Source organism: Deltaproteobacteria bacterium, from assembly GCA_019912665.1.
GTDB lineage: Bacteria > Desulfobacterota > GWC2-55-46 > GWC2-55-46 > GWC2-55-46 > UBA5799.
On the sequence record JAIOIE010000013.1, the window covers coordinates 1 to 16042 of the forward strand.

Consider the following 16042-nt stretch of genomic DNA (forward strand, 5'->3'; position numbering starts at 1 on the left):
TCTTCCCGAGGGGACCGAGATGGTCATGCCCGGCGACAACATAAGCATAGACGTGGCGCTCATAACGCCGATAGCGATGGAAGAGGGCCTGAGGTTCGCGATCCGCGAGGGCGGAAGGACGGTCGGCGCGGGCGTCGTTACGAAAATAACGGAATAAAGAATTGGCGGGCCGTAAAGGACTGCGGAGGATGAGATGAGGGACATAATAACCCTGGCCTGCACCGAGTGCAAGCGCAGGAATTATTCGACTACCAAGAACAAGAAGACCACGCCCGACAGGCTTGAGCTCAAGAAGTACTGCAAGTTCTGCCAGAAGCACACCGTGCACAGGGAGACCAAGTAATTTTCGTGGCCGGGGAAATCCCGGCAGGGCCTTGCCACGCCTCCGGCCTTTTCGCCGGGGCTAACAGGTTCCAGAAGAACACAAATTTCGCTCAGGCTGCTCAAAAAGCTCCAGATGCGAGGCCCCATTAGGAACAGGGGAGCGAGGAATGAGGCGTATTTTGTATACGCCGGAGTGTCCAGCGACGAAGACAACGAAGCAGATGGACTTTTTCAGCAGCCTGCTGAAATACAACCGAGCGACAGGGCAGTAGCTCCAACGGTAGAGCGGCGGTCTCCAAAACCGCATGTTGGGGGTTCGAATCCCTCCTGCCCTGCCATTTTTTTCCGGGCAGGGGAAAGAGAACGGGCTTAGATGGAAAAGATAGACAGGGCTAAAGAGTTTCTGGCCGAGGCCAGGCAGGAAATAAAGAAGGTAACCTGGCCCACGAGACAGCAGACCATGACCTCCACGTGGGTGGTGCTCGCGGTCACGTTCATCCTGGCTTTGTTCCTCGGCCTGGTGGATATGGCATTCGCGAAACTGGTCGGCCTGATATTGAAATAACTGGCTTAAACTCAAGATTACATTCAGGTTGCTTAAAAAGTCCAAGATGCAAGGAGTCGAAAAACAACGAATGAGGCGTACTTTCCTTGTGCGCCGCAAAGACGAGTTTTGAAGACGACGCAGATTGGGCTTTCACCAGCCTGCTAAAGAGGGAGTAGATGGGGAGAAAGTGGTACGTGGTTCATACCTATTCCGGGTATGAGAACAAGGTAAAGGCCGCGCTGGAGGAGAAGATAAAGACCTCAGGCAAGGAAGGCCTCTTCGGCGAGGTGCTTGTCCCTTCCGAGAAGGTAGTGGACATGGTAAAGGGCCAGAAAAGGACCACTTCGCGCAAGTTCTTCCCCGGCTACATCCTCATTAACATGGAGCTTAACGACGAGACATGGCATCTCGTAAAGGGCATTCCCAAGGTGACGGGGTTTGTGGGCGGGCAGGAGACGCCTCCGACCATCTCCGAAGAGGAAGTCCACAAGATTACCCGCCAGATGGAAGAGGGCGCCGTAAAGCCCAAGCCCAAGGTAAGCTTCGAGAGGGGCGAAAACGTGAGGGTCATTGACGGCCCTTTCACCAACTTCACGGGTGTCGTGGAGGAAGTGAAGCCCGACAAAGGGAAGCTCCGCGTTCTCGTGAGCATTTTCGGCAGGGCAACGCCTGTCGAGCTGGATTTCGTTCAGGTCGAGAAGTCCTGAGCTTGGAAAAAGGGTTTAACCACACCGGCTGGGAGATGCGGTGATGACGTGACCGGAGGCCTGAAAAGCCGATTGCACGGTCCGGAATAGCGAGAGGAAGAGATGGCAAAAAAGGTTACAGGACAGGTAAAGCTGCAGATACCTGCCGGCAAGGCGACCCCTTCGCCCCCGGTCGGCCCGGCGCTCGGCCAGCACGGCGTCAACATAATGGAGTTCTGCAAGGCGTTCAACGCCAGGACCCAGGCCCAGGACGGCATGATCATACCCGTGGTCATAACCGTATACTCGGACAGGTCGTTCTCGTTCATAACCAAGACACCCCCGGCTTCCGTGCTGCTCTTGAAGGCCGCAGGCATCGAGAAGGGCTCGAAGGAGCCCAACAAGACGAAGGTGGCCAAGGTAACGAAGAAGCAGGTAGAGGACATAGCCAAGCTCAAGATGCCGGACCTGACGGCAGGGAGCCTCGAAGCGGCGATAAAGACGGTCGAGGGCACTGCCAGGAGCATGGGCATCACGGTGGAGGGTTAGAGCGATGGGAAAGAGATACGAGGCCGCCAAGGCAAAGGTCGAAGCCGATAAGGCTTACGAAATAGAAGAAGGTTTCAAGCTGGTCCCGGAGACCGTATGCGCCAAGTTCGACGAGACGGTCGAGGTCTCCGGCAGGCTGGGGGTCGACCCCAAGCACCCTGACCAGATGGTGAGGGGCACGGTCGTCCTCCCGCACGGCATAGGGAAGACCGTCCGCGTGCTGGTCTTCGCCAAGGGCGAGAAGGCCGTGGAGGCCCAGGAGGCGGGGGCCGACTTCGTCGGCGCAGAGGACCTCCTTGAGAAAGTATCTAAGGGATGGCTGGACTTTGACGCGATAGTGGCGACCCCGGACATAATGGGCGCGGTCGGAAAGCTCGGAAAGGTACTCGGCCCCAGGGGCCTCATGCCGAACCCCAAGCTCGGCACCGTTACTTTCGAAGTCAAGAAGGCGGTTTCGGACCTTAAGGCCGGAAAGGTCGAGTTCAGGGTGGACAAGGCCGGGAACATCCATGTGCCGGTCGGGAAGGCTTCCTTTGGCGCGACCAAGCTCAAGGAGAACTTCCTTGCGCTCATGGAGGCCATCGTAAAGGCCAAGCCGGCGGCGAGCAAGGGCACTTATCTGAGGAGCCTTTTCCTCTCCACGACCATGGGCCCGAGCATCAGGCTCAACCCGGTCGAGGTAAGGAACCTCTTCAAGTAGTTTTGATGTGAGGATCAGGCGCTGGGGCGTTTAGCCCCGGGCGCTTTTGTTACCTAAATAGCGGTCAAAGACAGTAGGGGCTTAGGCTTAAAAATCCTACCGAGGCCATAGGCGCGGAATCGTGGGCCCGATCATGGGGTCCCGCGGTGCGAGGGAGACGTATTCCTTCGCGCCGGCTTTATTTTTTGCCTTGTGACTCTTCTGTCTTTTGATTGCAAAAAAAGACAGAAAGGAGGAGAGAGTTGGACAGGACTGAGAAGACCAGGATCATTGAAGAAGTCCAGGAGAGCTTCAGGAAGGCGAACGCGACCTTCATAGCCGAGTACCAGGGCATAAAGGCTTTGGAGATGAACGAGTTCAGGAAGGCCCTGAGGGACGCCTCGATGGAGTTCAGGGTCGTAAGGAACACGCTCGCCAGGCGCGCCGTCCAGGGCACCCAGATCGAGAGCATGGCAGCGGACCTTAAGGGGCCGACCGCCATCGCATTCAGCTTCAAGGACGCGGCAGCGGCAGCCAAGGCGCTAGTGGAGTTCACCAAGACCCAGCCTAAGCTCAAGCTCAAGACAGGCACCCTCGGCGCCAGGGTCCTTAGCATCGCGGACATAAAGGGCCTCTCGGAGCTACCGTCGAGGGAAGTGCTCCTCGGAAAGATGCTCGGTTCCATGAAGTCCCCGGTCACCGGGATGGCCGTGGTCCTGAGCGCTGTTCCGAAGAAGCTCCTTTACGCGCTTAATGCCGTGAAGGAGAAGAAGGCCGAGGCAGGAGCGGCTTAACACTTTAACCAGCTTACAAAAAATTATAGAATAACTTGTTTGAGGAGGGATTTACGATGGCCGACCTGAAGAGAGAAGACGTTATAAAGTACATCGAGAACATGACCGTTCTTGAGCTTTCCGAGCTCGTTAAGGAGCTCGAGGAGAAGTTCGGCGTTTCCGCTGCCGCGCCCATGGCCGTAGCAGCCGCCGCGCCCGCAGCCGGCGCCGCCCCTGCAGCCGCCGAGAAGACCGAGTTCAACGTGGTCCTGAAGGATGCCGGAGCCGAGAAGATAAAGGTCATCAAGGAAGTAAGGGCCATCACCGGCCTCGGCCTCAAGGAAGCGAAGGACCTGGTCGAGGGCGCGCCCAAGACCCTGAAGGAAGGCGTCTCCAAGGACGAGGCGGAAAAGATAAAGAAGCAGGTCGAGAGCGCCGGCGCCAAGGTGTCGATCGAGTAACAAACGCTCTCAGCCTCTTACAGCAATACGCCACCAGAGGCGCCGAGATGGCGTCTCGGCGGCCGGAAGGGCCGCAGCCAATCAGATGGGCCGTCCGCCGGATATTCCGGCGGACGGCTTTCATCCCATAGGATTCCAAAAAGGAGTTACTAAAAATATGGCTTCCTCTAAACATATATCCGCACAGGTCTTGAGGAAGGACTACTCCCGAATAGGGAAGGTCGTGAGCATGCCGAACCTCATCGAGGTTCAGAAGAAGTCCTTCGTCCATTTCCTCCAGACAGAGGCGAAGCCCGAGGCCAGGAACGACATCGGCCTCCAGTCCGTTTTCAAGAGCGCCTTCCCCATAAAGGATTTCAGCGGCACCGCCTCGCTCGAGTTCGTCAAATATTCGCTCCTCGATCCCAAGTACACGGTCGACGAATGCCACCAGAAGGGCATGACCTACGCCGCCCCGATAAAGGTGCTCGTCCGCCTGATCATGTGGGACAAGGACGCGGAGACCGGGGCGCAGTCCATCAGGGACATAAAGGAGCAGGAGGTATATTTCGGCGAGATCCCGCTCATGACCGAAAACGGGAGCTTTATTATTAACGGCACGGAGCGGGTGATCGTAAGCCAGCTCCACAGGTCTCCCGGCGTGTTCTTCGAGTTCGAGAAGCCCAAGGGGTTCACCGGAAAGGTGCTCTTCACCGCCAGGGTCATCCCCTACCACGGGAGCTGGCTCGATTTCGAGTTCGACCAGAAGGACTGGCTCTATGTCCGCATAGACAAGCGGAGGAAGATGCCGGCCACCATACTTTTGAAGGCCCTCGGGTATTCGATCGAGGAGATGCTCAATTATTTCTACCCGAGCGAGGAGATAGTCCTAGAGAACAAGAAGATAATGAAGAGCGTCGAGCCCGACTTCCTCGTCGGCCAGAAGGTGAGCAGGGATATAAAAGACCCGGCCACCGGCGAGGTCATAGTCAAGAAGGACAGGAAGTTCACGAGGCTCGTGCTTAAGAAGCTCGTGGCCGCGGGCGTGAAGTACATACCCGTCGAGGTCGAGGACATCGTGGGCCGCATAGCCTCGACCGACATAGTGGACCCCAACACCGGCGAGGTCATACTCGAGTGCAACCAGGTACTCTCCAGGGACAAGCTCGACGAGATATCGAGAAGGGGCATAACCTCCTTCAAGCTCCTCCTCATCGAGGTCATGGGGAACTTCTTCAGGGAAACGCTCCTTAACGACAGGATCGGCGGCGAGGACACGAGGCCGGTCCTAGAGTACAGGAAGGAGCACCCTGACGACCCGGTCACCAACATGACCCTGAACGCCAGGATAGAGATATACAAGAGGTTGAAACCCGGCGACCTGCCGACCGTAGCGACCGCCAACGCCTTCTTCCACGACCTCTTCTTCAACCACGAGAGGTACGACCTTTCCAGGGTCGGCAGGCTCAAGCTCAACAGGAAGCTCGGCTTTGACGTTGACCTCGACATCACCACCCTCCGGAAGGAGGACATACTCGAGGTCGTCCGCTACCTCATACTCTTGAGGAACGGCCAGGGCATGGTCGACGACATAGACCACCTCGGGAACAGGAGGGTGCGCTCGGTCGGGGAGCTCCTCGAGAACCAGTATAGGATAGGGCTCTTGAGGATGGAGAGGGCCGTTAAGGAGAGGATGAGCCTCGGCGAGCTCGAAACGCTCATGCCGCACGACCTCATAAACCCCAAGCCCGTCTCCGCGGTCATAAAGGAGTTCTTCGGCTCCTCGCAGCTATCGCAGTTCATGGACCAGACGAACCCGCTTTCCGAGGTCACGCACAAGAGGAGGCTCTCCGCCCTCGGGCCCGGAGGCCTCACGAGGGAAAGGGCGGGCTTCGAGGTCAGGGACGTCCATGCCACCCACTACGGCCGCATATGCCCCATCGAGACGCCCGAAGGACCGAACATCGGCCTCATAGTGTCGCTTTCGACCTATGCGCGCGTAAACGACTTCGGCTTCATCGAGACCCCGTACAGGGAAGTCAGGGACGGCAAGGTCACGAACAGGATCACCTACCTCTCGGCGCTCGACGAAGAGGATCACGTTATAGCGCAGGCCAACGCGCCTATTGACAAGGACGGCAGGTTCGAGAGCGAGTTCGTCTCCGCGAGGAAGGGCGGCGAGTTCATAATGGCCAAGCCCGAGGACATAACCCTCATGGACGTGTCCCCGAACCAGCTCGTCTCGGTCGCTGCGGCCCTCGTACCGTTCCTCGAGAACGACGACGCGAACAGGGCGCTCATGGGCTCCAACATGCAGAGGCAGGCCGTGCCGCTCATCCAGACCGAGAGCCCGCTCGTGGGCACCGGCATGGAGGCGATCGTCGCGAAGGACTCGGGAGTTACGGTGCTCGCAAAGCACCCAGGTGTCGTCGAGAGCGTCGACGGCTCGAGGATAGTGGTAAGGAACAACGCAGGCGGCGTCGACATATACAACCTCACCAAGTTCAGGAGGTCGAACCAGAACACCTGTCTTAACCAGAAGCCCGTTGTCTTCAAGGGCGACGTCGTCGAGGAAGGCAGGGTCATAGCCGACGGCCCCTCGACAGACAAGGGCGAGCTCGCGCTCGGCAAGAACGTCATCGTCGCCTTCATGCCCTGGGGCGGGTACAACTTCGAGGACTCCATACTCCTTTCCGAGAGGCTCTTGAGGGACGACGTCTTCACCTCGGTCCACATCGAGGAGTTCGAGGTCGTGGCGAGGGACATAAAGCTCGGCAAAGAGGAGATTACGAGGGACATCCCGAACGTCGGCGAGGACGCGCTCCGTAACCTAGACGAGAGCGGCATCATCAGGATAGGCGCCGAAGTAATGCCCGGGGACATACTCGTGGGCAAGGTCACTCCAAAGGGAGAGACACAGCTTTCGCCCGAGGAGAAGCTTCTTCGCGCCATATTCGGCGAGAAGGCGGAAGACGTGAAGGACACCTCGCTTCGCGTGCCGCCCGGCATCGAGGGCGTGGTCATCGACGCGAAGGTCTTCTCCCGTAAAGGCGCGGAAAAGGACGAGAGGAGCAAGTCCATCGAGGACAGGGAGGTCTCCAGGCTCGTCAAGGACCGCGAGGACGAGATCGGCATCGTTAAGGAGTCCATATACTCGAGGGTAAGGAAGCTCCTCCTTAACAAGAAGTCCCAGGTCCGGATAGCCGACAGGAAGGGCAACACGCTCTTAAGCAAAGGCAAGCCCATTACTGACGAGATACTGGATACCATACCCCAGTCAAGGTGGCACGAGATAATCCCTGCCGACGAGAAGTCCGAGTCCGAGGTAGGAGAGCTCCTTGCCTCCCTGAACGAGCAGATAGACCTCATAAAGGCCGTCTTCGACGAGAGGATAAACAGGCTGAAGAGGGGAGACGAGCTCCCGCCCGGCGTCATAAAGATGGTGAAGGTCTATATCGCCATGAAGAGGAAGATATCGGTCGGCGACAAGATGGCCGGCCGCCACGGGAACAAGGGCGTCATATCGAGGATACTCCCCGAGGAGGACATGCCCTATCTCGCGGACGGAACGCCCGTTGACATCGTGCTGAACCCCCTAGGCGTTCCCTCCCGTATGAACATCGGCCAGATACTGGAGACACACCTCGGGTGGGCGGCCAAGAATCTCGGGAACGCCATAAATGCCATGATCGAGAAGAGCTCGAGCCCCAACGCCCTCAGGGAGAGGATAAAGAAGATATACTCGAACAACGAGTTCAGCAGGTTCGTGAACGCCCTTTCCGACGACGAGGTACTGGACGTCGCCAGGAGGCTTTCGGACGGAGTCCGCATCGCGAGCCCCGTCTTCGACGGCGCTACCGAAACGGACGTGAAGAACGACCTCCTGGCTGCGGGATTGCCGAAGAACGGCAAGATGGTCCTCTACGACGGCAGGAACGGCGAGTCTTTCGACCAGGAGGTGACGGTCGGGGTCATGTACATGATGAAGCTCCATCACCTCGTTGACGACAAGATACACGCTCGCTCGACCGGCCCGTACTCGCTGGTCACACAGCAGCCGCTCGGCGGTAAGGCGCAGTTCGGCGGCCAGAGGCTCGGAGAGATGGAGGTCTGGGCAATGGAGGCGTACGGCGCCGCGCACAGCCTGCAGGAGTTCCTGACGGTCAAGTCGGACGACGTGCCGGGCAGGACCAAGATGTACGAGTCGATCGTGACCGGAAGGTATACGCTGGAGCCCACGATCCCCGAGTCGTTCAGCGTCCTCATAAAGGAGCTCCAGAGCCTTGCGCTCGACGTGAACCTTATCGAGGAAGAGAAGGATTAAGTAACGGTCCGGCAACCGCCGCCCGCAAAAGCGGGCGGCCCGAACCAGCTTAAAAGGAGGTCGACTTTGGAAAGCCTTGCGGCTTTGTTTGAAAAGCATAAAAGACCGATGGACTTTAACGCCATCAGGATATCCATAGCCTCTCCGGACGGGATCAGGGAATGGTCCCACGGCGAGGTGAAGAAACCGGAGACCATAAACTACAGGACCTTCAAGCCGGAGAGGGACGGCCTCTTCTGCGCGAAGATATTCGGCCCGGTCAAGGACTTCGAGTGCAACTGCGGCAAGTATAAGCGCATGAAGCACAGGGGAGTGGTCTGCGAGAAGTGCGGGGTCGAGGTCATCCCCTCGAACGTGAGGAGGGAGCGCCTCGGCCACATCGAGCTCGCTACCCCGGTTGCGCACATATGGTTCCTCCGGAGCCTCCCTTCCAGGATAGGCGCCATGATGGACATGACGCTGAAGGAGCTGGAGAGGATACTCTATTACGAGAACTACGTGGTCCTCGACGCGAAGGAATCGGACCTCAAGGAAGGTGAGCTCCTTAACGAGGAGAAGTATCAGAAGGCCATCGAGAAGTGGGGCCCGGACGGCTTCACCGCTGGCATGGGCGCGGAAGCAATCCGCGACATGCTCAGGAAAATAGACCTCGAGAAGGTCTCGGGCACGCTCAGGGCCGAGATGAAGAAGACCGCCTCTGACGCGAAGAAGAAGAGGATAGCCAAGAGGCTCAAGGTCATCGAGGCGTTCCTCAACTCCGGCAACAAGCCCGAGTGGATGATACTCGAGGTGATCCCGGTCCTGCCGCCCGATCTCCGGCCCCTTGTGCCGCTCGACGGCGGAAGGTTCGCGACATCCGACCTTAACGACCTCTACAGGAGGGTCATAAACAGGAATAACAGGCTTAAGCGCCTGATGGAACTGAACGCCCCGGACATCATCATACGGAACGAGAAGAGGATGCTCCAGGAGGCGGTAGATGCCCTGTTCGACAACGGCAGGCGCGGCCGCATCATAACCGGCCAGAACAAGAGGCCCTTAAAGTCCCTCTCGGACATGATAAAGGGCAAGGGCGGGCGCTTCAGGCAGAACCTCCTTGGTAAGAGGGTCGACTATTCCGGCCGTTCGGTCATCGTCATCGGCCCTGACCTCCGCCTCCACCAGTGCGGGCTTCCCAAGAAGATGGCCCTTGAGCTCTTCAAGCCCTTCATATACCAGAGGCTCGAGGAGAAGGGGTACGCGACCACCATCAAGAGCGCGAAGAAGATGCTCGAGAAGGAGCGCCCCGAGGTCTGGGACGTACTCGACGAGGTCATAAGGGAGCACCCGGTCCTCCTTAACAGGGCCCCTACGCTCCACAGGCTCGGCATACAGGCCTTCGAGCCCATCCTCATAGAGGGCAAGGCCATACAGCTCCACCCGCTCGTCTGCACGGCCTTCAACGCGGACTTCGACGGCGACCAGATGGCCGTCCACGTGCCGCTCTCTATAGAGGCGCAGGTCGAGGCCAGGGTACTCATGATGTCGACCAACAACATACTCTCCCCGGCGCACGGAAAGCCCATAATAGTGCCCACCCAGGACATCGTCCTCGGGCTCTATTACCTGACCAGGAACCGCCCAGGCGTAAAGGGCGAGGGCAAGATGTTCGGCTCGGCGGACGAGATACGGGCCGCCTACGACGCCGGAGAGGTGCACCTCCAGGCCGGGGTCAAGGTCAAGATGGACGGCAAGCTCGTGGACACGACCGTGGGCAGGATCATAATGAAGGAGATAGTGCCCCCGGTCATAAGGTTCGAGGAGATAAACAGGGTCATGGACAAGAAGCGCCTGGCCGATCTCATCGACATATGCTACAGGCGCGCAGGGAACAAGGAGACGGTCCTTCTCGCCGACAGGCTCAAGGACATGGGCTATCAGTACGCCACCAAGGCCGGCATATCGATTTGCATAGACGACATGAAGATACCCGGCAAGAAGGGCGATCTCCTCGATTCGGCATACGAAGAGGTAAAGGAGATACAGAAGCAGTACAACGAGGGACTCATAACCGACGGCGAGCGCTACAACAAGGTCATAGACATCTGGGCGCAGGCGACCGAGGAGATAGCCGAGGAGATGCTCCGCGAGCTCTCCACGGACCTGGTGAAGGACGAGGAGGGAACGGACCGTTCCATGCCGAGCTTCAACCCCATATTCATAATGGCGGACTCGGGCGCCAGGGGCTCCGCGCAGCAGATAAGGCAGCTCGCGGGCATGAGGGGACTCATGGCCAAGCCCTCCGGCGAGATCATAGAAACGCCCATCACCGCGAACTTCAGGGAAGGACTTACGGTGCTCCAGTACTTCATATCGACCCACGGCGCCCGTAAAGGCCTTGCCGACACGGCCTTGAAGACCGCGAACTCCGGATACCTCACGAGGAGGCTCGTGGACGTGGCGCAGGACGCCATCATAGCCGAGGAGGACTGCGGGACCCTCGACGGCATCTACATGACCCCGCTCGTCGAAGGCGGAGAGGTCATCGAGCCCATAGGCGAGAGGATACTCGGCAGGGTCGCCCTCGAGGAGGTCTTCGATCCCTTCACCAAAGAGGTGCTGGTCGAGGCAAACGAGGAAATAGACGAGCACAAGGTCGAGAAGATAGAGGAGGCCGGCATTGAGAGGGTCAAGATAAGGTCGGTCCTCACCTGCCGCTCTATAAGGGGCATCTGCATCAAGTGCTACGGAAGGGACCTTACGAGGGGCAGGATGGCCGAGATGGGCGAGGCCGTGGGCGTCATAGCCGCGCAGTCCATCGGAGAGCCTGGCACCCAGCTCACAATGAGGACCTTCCATATCGGCGGAACCGCCTCCAGGAGGGCCGAGCAGACTACACTGGAGGCGAGGCACGAGGGCATCGTAAAGTACCATAACCTCAACGTGGCCGTGAACTCCAGGGGCGAGCGCATCGTCATGAACCGGAACGGCGATATCGCGCTCCAGGACGAGCAGGGCAGGGAGCGCGAGAGGGACTCCATCATCTACGGCGCAAGGCTCCGCGTTCCGGAGGACCAGAAGGTCGCCCCGGGCACCATCATAGCCGACTGGGACCCCTATACCATACCGATCATAACCGAGGTGAGCGGTATCGTCCGGTTCGGCGACATAGAGGAAGGCAAGACCATGCGGGAGCAGGTGGACGAAGTGACCGGCCTCTCCAGCAAGGTCATCGTGACCTACAAGGAATCGGACCTCCGCCCGAGGATATCCATAAAGGACGAGGCGGGCCGCACCCAGAAGATACCCGGCACCAATATCGAGGCCAGGTATCTCCTCCCGGTGGGCGCAATCGTCACCGTGAGCGAGGGTGACACGGTCAAGGCCGGCGACATCGTCTCCAAGATACCGAGGGAGACGACCAAGACCAAGGACATAACCGGCGGACTCCCGAGGGTCGCGGAGCTCTTTGAGGCGAGGAAACCCAAGGAGACCGCGGTCATAAGCGAGATAGACGGCATAGTCTCCTTTGGCAAGGACACCAAGGGCAAGAGAAAGGTCATCATCACGCCGGAGACCGGCGAGGCCAAGGAGTACCTCATACCGAAGGGCAAGCACATAAGCGTGAGGGAAGGCGACCGCGTGAGGGCCGGAGAGCCCTTGATGGACGGTAGCGCTAACCCGCACGACATCCTCCGCGTCCTCGGAGTCAAGGAGCTGGCCAAGTACCTTGTTGACGAGGTCCAGGAGGTCTACAGGCTCCAGGGTGTCAAGATTAACGACAAGCACATAGAGGTCATCGTTCGGCAGATGCTCCGGAGGGTCAAGATAAAGGACGCCGGGGACACGAACCTCCTTATCGGCGAGCAGGTCGAAAGGTACATTTTCGACGAGGAGAACGACAGGGTTATTTCCAAGGGCAAGAGGCCGGCGGTTGCCGAGCCGCTCCTCCAGGGCATAACCAAGGCCTCTCTCTCGACCGAGTCCTTCATCTCCGCGGCCTCCTTCCAGGAGACCACGAAGGTGCTGACCGGCGCGGCCGTCGAGGGGAAGATAGACTACCTCAGGGGCCTTAAGGAGAACGTCATAATGGGCCGCCTCATCCCGGCGGGATCAGGCTTCAGGCGCTACACCAAGGTAGCCGCGGAGCTGACTGAGGAGCTCCCCGCGCTTCCGCAGCCGGAGGCCGAGTCAGAAGGTGAAGAGGAGGTGCAGGAGACCGCCTGACGGGCGCGCCCCCTGCACCTTATCTGGGCTTGATAGGCCCTGTAATAGGTGGTAAAATTTTCTGTTGTGTTTTTCTTGGTTCAAGTCTCTTTTATGGCTATTTAGGCCTTGACAAGGAAATTGAAAGCTGGTAGATTGCTTTGATTTACGCCAGAAGGCAAGCAAAACGAAAGGTAATCCGGTATGCCGACTATCAATCAGCTCGTACGCAAGGGCAGGCTCAAGCCGAGGGTCAAGACGGCCTCTCCGGCCCTTGAATCATGCCCGCAGAAAAGGGGCGTGTGCGTGAGGGTATATACGACCACACCGAAGAAGCCGAACTCGGCGCTCCGGAAGGTCGCGAGGGTAAGGCTCACGAATGGGATGGAGGTCACCTCTTATATACCCGGAATCGGCCACAACCTCCAGGAGCACTCGGTCGTCCTCATAAGGGGCGGCAGGGTAAAGGACCTCCCGGGCGTGAGGTATCACATAGTAAGAGGCACCCTCGACGCCGTCGGCGTGGCGGACAGGAAGCAGGCCCGCTCCAAGTACGGGGCAAAGAGGCCCAAGTAGTAATACCAAGCAAGGAAGTTGTTCTAAGGAGGATAGTCTATGCCTCGCAAGGGGAATGTCCCGAAGAGGGACGTGCTGCCGGACCCGCAGTTCGGCGATAAAGTGGTCGCCAAGCTCATAAACAAGCTGACTGAGGACGGCAAGAAGAGCAAGGCCGAGGGCATCCTTTACGGCGCCTTCAGCGTGATTGAGGAAAAGACGAAGACCGAGCCAATGAAGGTCTTCAAGAAGGCCCTTGACAACGTCAAGCCCATGCTCGAGGTAAAGTCGAGAAGGGTGGGCGGCGCGACCTATCAGGTGCCGGTCGAGGTCAGGCCCGAGAGGAAGCTTTCGCTGGCGCTCAGGTGGATAGTCAACTATTCGAGGGCGCGCGGCGAGAAATCGATGAGGGATAAGCTTGCCGCCGAGCTCATCGACGCCTCCAACAACAAGGGCGGCGCGGTTAAGAAGAGGGAGGACGTGCACAAGATGGCCGAGGCCAACAAGGCCTTCGCCCATTATCGCTGGTAGTACCGGCTGTGTCCCGGGGTTTAAATCGTCCCCGGCTGCAAGAGGCTTAGCCTTCTGCCCCCTTTAAGAAAACCATAAAATCCGTACCCAGTTGATACGGGCGAGGCCCTGAGGGCCGCGCTCAAACCGGAGTAACTTTTAAGAGATTTATCGAGGAGTAGTCGCTTTGGCCAGGCAAGTATCATTAGAGAGACAGAGAAATATCGGGATCATGGCCCATATAGACGCGGGCAAGACCACGACCACCGAGAGGATCCTCTTCTACACGGGTGTGACCTACAAGATAGGCGAGGTCCACGAGGGGACCGCGGTCATGGACTGGATGGAGCAGGAGAAGGAGAGGGGCATAACCATAACCTCGGCCGCCACGACCTGTTCCTGGAAGGACACCCGCATCAATATAATAGACACCCCGGGCCACGTCGACTTCACCATTGAAGTCGAAAGGTCGCTTCGCGTCCTTGACGGCGCCGTCGCGGTATTCTGCTCAGTCGGCGGCGTTGAGCCCCAGAGCGAGACCGTCTGGAGGCAGGCCAACAAGTACCATGTTCCGAGGATTGCGTTCGTAAACAAGATGGACCGCGTGGGCGCTGACTTCTTCAGGGTCGTTGGAATGATATCCGACAGGCTCAAGGCCCGGCCGGTCGTTCTCCAGATTCCCATCGGCAAGGAAGAGACCTTCAAGGGCGTCGTCGACCTGGTGCTCAATAAAGGCATCATATGGGAAGAGGAGACCCTCGGCGCAAAGTACACCGTAATAGACGTGCCCGCGGAGATGCAGGACGAGGTCGCGGAGTGGAGGGAGAAGCTCATCGAGGCCGCCGCCGACTTTGACGAGAGCCTGATGGAGAAATACCTTAACGGGCAGGATGTAACCCCCGATGAGCTTAAGCAGGCCATAAGGAAGGGCACCATTGCGATGGAGCTTACGCCTGTTATATGCGGCTCCTCCTTTAAGAACAAGGGCGTGCAGCTCCTCCTTGATTCGGTCGTTGAATACCTTCCCTCCCCGATAGACATACCCCCTATAAAAGGCATAAACCCGGAGACGAACGAAGAGGACGCGCGTCCCACTTCCGATGACGCTCCGTTTTCGGCCCTGGCCTTCAAGATCATGACCGACCCGTTCGTGGGCCAGCTTACGTTCTTCCGCGTATATTCCGGCTGCATGACCGCCGGCTCGTACGTCTATAACTCCACCAAGGACCAGAAGGAGAGGATAGGAAGGCTCGTTAAGCTCCACGCCAACAAGCGCGAGGACGTTAAGGAGGTCTACGCCGGCGACATCGCCGCCGCGGTGGGAATGAAGTACACCGTTACCGGCGATACCATATGCGATCCGGCGAAGCCCGTAATACTCGAGTCCATGGACTTCCCTGAGCCGGTCATCTCGATAGCCATCGAGCCGAAGACCAAGGCTGACCAGGAGAAGCTCGGGATTGCATTGCAGAAGCTCGCGATCGAGGACCCGTCCTTCCGTGTGAAGACGGACGAGGAGACAGGCCAGACCATAATATCGGGAATGGGCGAGCTCCATCTCGAGATAATCGTGGACAGGATGCTCCGCGAGTTCAAGGTCGAGGCTTCGGTCGGTAAGCCCCAGGTCGCCTACAGGGAGACCATCACCAGGAAGGCAAAGGCCGAGGGCAAGTACATAAGGCAGACCGGCGGACGCGGCCAGTACGGCCACGTCTACATAGAGATAGAGCCCGGCGAGAAGGGCAAGAACTTCGAGTTCGTGAACAAGATAGTCGGCGGCACGATCCCGAAGGAATATGTAGGCCCGGTAGAGAACGGCATGAGGGAGGCCGCGGAGAACGGTTCGCTCGCAGGATACCCGGTCGTGGACGTGAAGGTAACGCTTTACGACGGTTCGTACCACGATGTCGACTCGTCCGAGATGGCTTTCAAGATAGCCGGCTCAATGGCTTTCAAAGAGGCAGTGAAGAGCGCCGGCCCCATACTCCTTGAACCCATCATGTCGGTCGAGGTCGTCGTGCCCGAGCAGTTCATGGGCGACGTCATAGGGGACCTGAATTCGAGGAGGGGGAAGATCCAGGGCATGGAATCGAGGGGCGGCTTCCAGGTGGTGGGCGCGACAGTCCCGCTTGCCAACATGTTCGGATATTCAACCGACCTCCGGTCCAAGACGCAGGGCAGGGCTTCATACACGATGCAGTTCTCGCATTACGAGCAGGTGCCCAATTCCGTCACAGAGGTGCTGACCGCGAAGGTGCAGGCCGCGAAATAGGGCCCGGCGCAAACGCGCCAGTGTAATAAAACAATTATTCAAAACCGAAGGGAGTTCGGAGGAAAAAATGAGCAAGGCTAAATTCGAGAGAGGCAAGGCGCACCTTAACGTAGGCACGATAGGCCACGTTGACCACGGGAAGACCTCGCTTACCGCGGCGATAACCAAGGTCCTTAGCTCGAAGGGGTACGCGGAGTT

At 58.5% G+C, this 16042-nt stretch carries 14 protein-coding genes and 1 tRNA gene; all 15 read left to right on the forward strand.

Annotation, left to right across the window (positions count from 1 at the left end; all coding sequences use genetic code 11):
* A partial coding sequence (gene tuf, locus K8I01_04330) for an elongation factor Tu (protein ID MBZ0219644.1) occupies positions 1-157 on the forward strand: 157 nt, incomplete at its 5' end.
* Between the two features lie 36 nt (positions 158-193).
* Positions 194-343 carry a 50S ribosomal protein L33 gene (rpmG, locus tag K8I01_04335; GenBank protein MBZ0219645.1) on the forward strand — a complete coding sequence of 50 codons (150 nt, stop codon included), beginning with the start codon at positions 194-196 and terminating at the stop codon, positions 341-343.
* 243 nt (positions 344-586) lie between these two features.
* A tRNA-Trp gene (locus K8I01_04340) sits at positions 587-662 on the forward strand.
* 35 nt (positions 663-697) lie between these two features.
* Positions 698-889, forward strand: coding sequence for a preprotein translocase subunit SecE (gene secE / locus K8I01_04345; protein MBZ0219646.1), 192 nt, complete (start codon positions 698-700; stop codon positions 887-889).
* Positions 890-1047: 158 nt separating this feature from the next.
* Entirely contained in the window at positions 1048-1578 is a 531-nt protein-coding gene (gene nusG / locus K8I01_04350; GenBank protein ID MBZ0219647.1) for a transcription termination/antitermination protein NusG, read from the forward strand.
* Positions 1579-1680: 102 nt separating this feature from the next.
* On the forward strand, positions 1681-2106 hold the full coding sequence (rplK, locus tag K8I01_04355; GenBank protein ID MBZ0219648.1) for a 50S ribosomal protein L11: 426 nt from the start codon (positions 1681-1683) through the stop codon (positions 2104-2106).
* A gap of 4 nt (positions 2107-2110) precedes the next feature.
* Positions 2111-2806 carry a 50S ribosomal protein L1 gene (gene rplA / locus K8I01_04360; protein ID MBZ0219649.1) on the forward strand — a complete coding sequence of 232 codons (696 nt, stop codon included), beginning with the start codon at positions 2111-2113 and terminating at the stop codon, positions 2804-2806.
* A 242-nt stretch (positions 2807-3048) separates the two neighbouring features.
* Positions 3049-3579 (forward strand): 50S ribosomal protein L10, encoded by a 531-nt coding sequence (rplJ, locus tag K8I01_04365; protein ID MBZ0219650.1) that lies wholly within the window; start codon positions 3049-3051, stop codon positions 3577-3579.
* 56 nt (positions 3580-3635) lie between these two features.
* Positions 3636-4019, forward strand: a complete 384-nt coding sequence (rplL, locus tag K8I01_04370; GenBank protein MBZ0219651.1) for a 50S ribosomal protein L7/L12 — start codon at positions 3636-3638, stop codon at positions 4017-4019.
* 157 nt (positions 4020-4176) lie between these two features.
* Complete coding sequence (rpoB, locus tag K8I01_04375) at positions 4177-8322, forward strand: DNA-directed RNA polymerase subunit beta (protein MBZ0219652.1); 4146 nt, start codon at positions 4177-4179, stop codon at positions 8320-8322.
* Positions 8323-8430: 108 nt separating this feature from the next.
* Entirely contained in the window at positions 8431-12528 is a 4098-nt protein-coding gene (rpoC, locus tag K8I01_04380) for a DNA-directed RNA polymerase subunit beta' (protein ID MBZ0219653.1), read from the forward strand.
* Positions 12529-12711: 183 nt separating this feature from the next.
* Positions 12712-13083 carry a 30S ribosomal protein S12 gene (gene rpsL / locus K8I01_04385; GenBank protein ID MBZ0219654.1) on the forward strand — a complete coding sequence of 124 codons (372 nt, stop codon included), beginning with the start codon at positions 12712-12714 and terminating at the stop codon, positions 13081-13083.
* Between the two features lie 39 nt (positions 13084-13122).
* Positions 13123-13593, forward strand: coding sequence for a 30S ribosomal protein S7 (rpsG, locus tag K8I01_04390; GenBank protein ID MBZ0219655.1), 471 nt, complete (start codon positions 13123-13125; stop codon positions 13591-13593).
* A 166-nt stretch (positions 13594-13759) separates the two neighbouring features.
* The gene (fusA, locus tag K8I01_04395) at positions 13760-15844 is read left to right on the forward strand and encodes an elongation factor G (GenBank protein ID MBZ0219656.1); all 2085 of its coding nucleotides are present in this window, start codon (positions 13760-13762) and stop codon (positions 15842-15844) included.
* A 67-nt stretch (positions 15845-15911) separates the two neighbouring features.
* Positions 15912-16042, forward strand: a 131-nt coding sequence (gene tuf / locus K8I01_04400; GenBank protein MBZ0219657.1) for an elongation factor Tu, incomplete at its 3' end; no start/stop codon positions are given.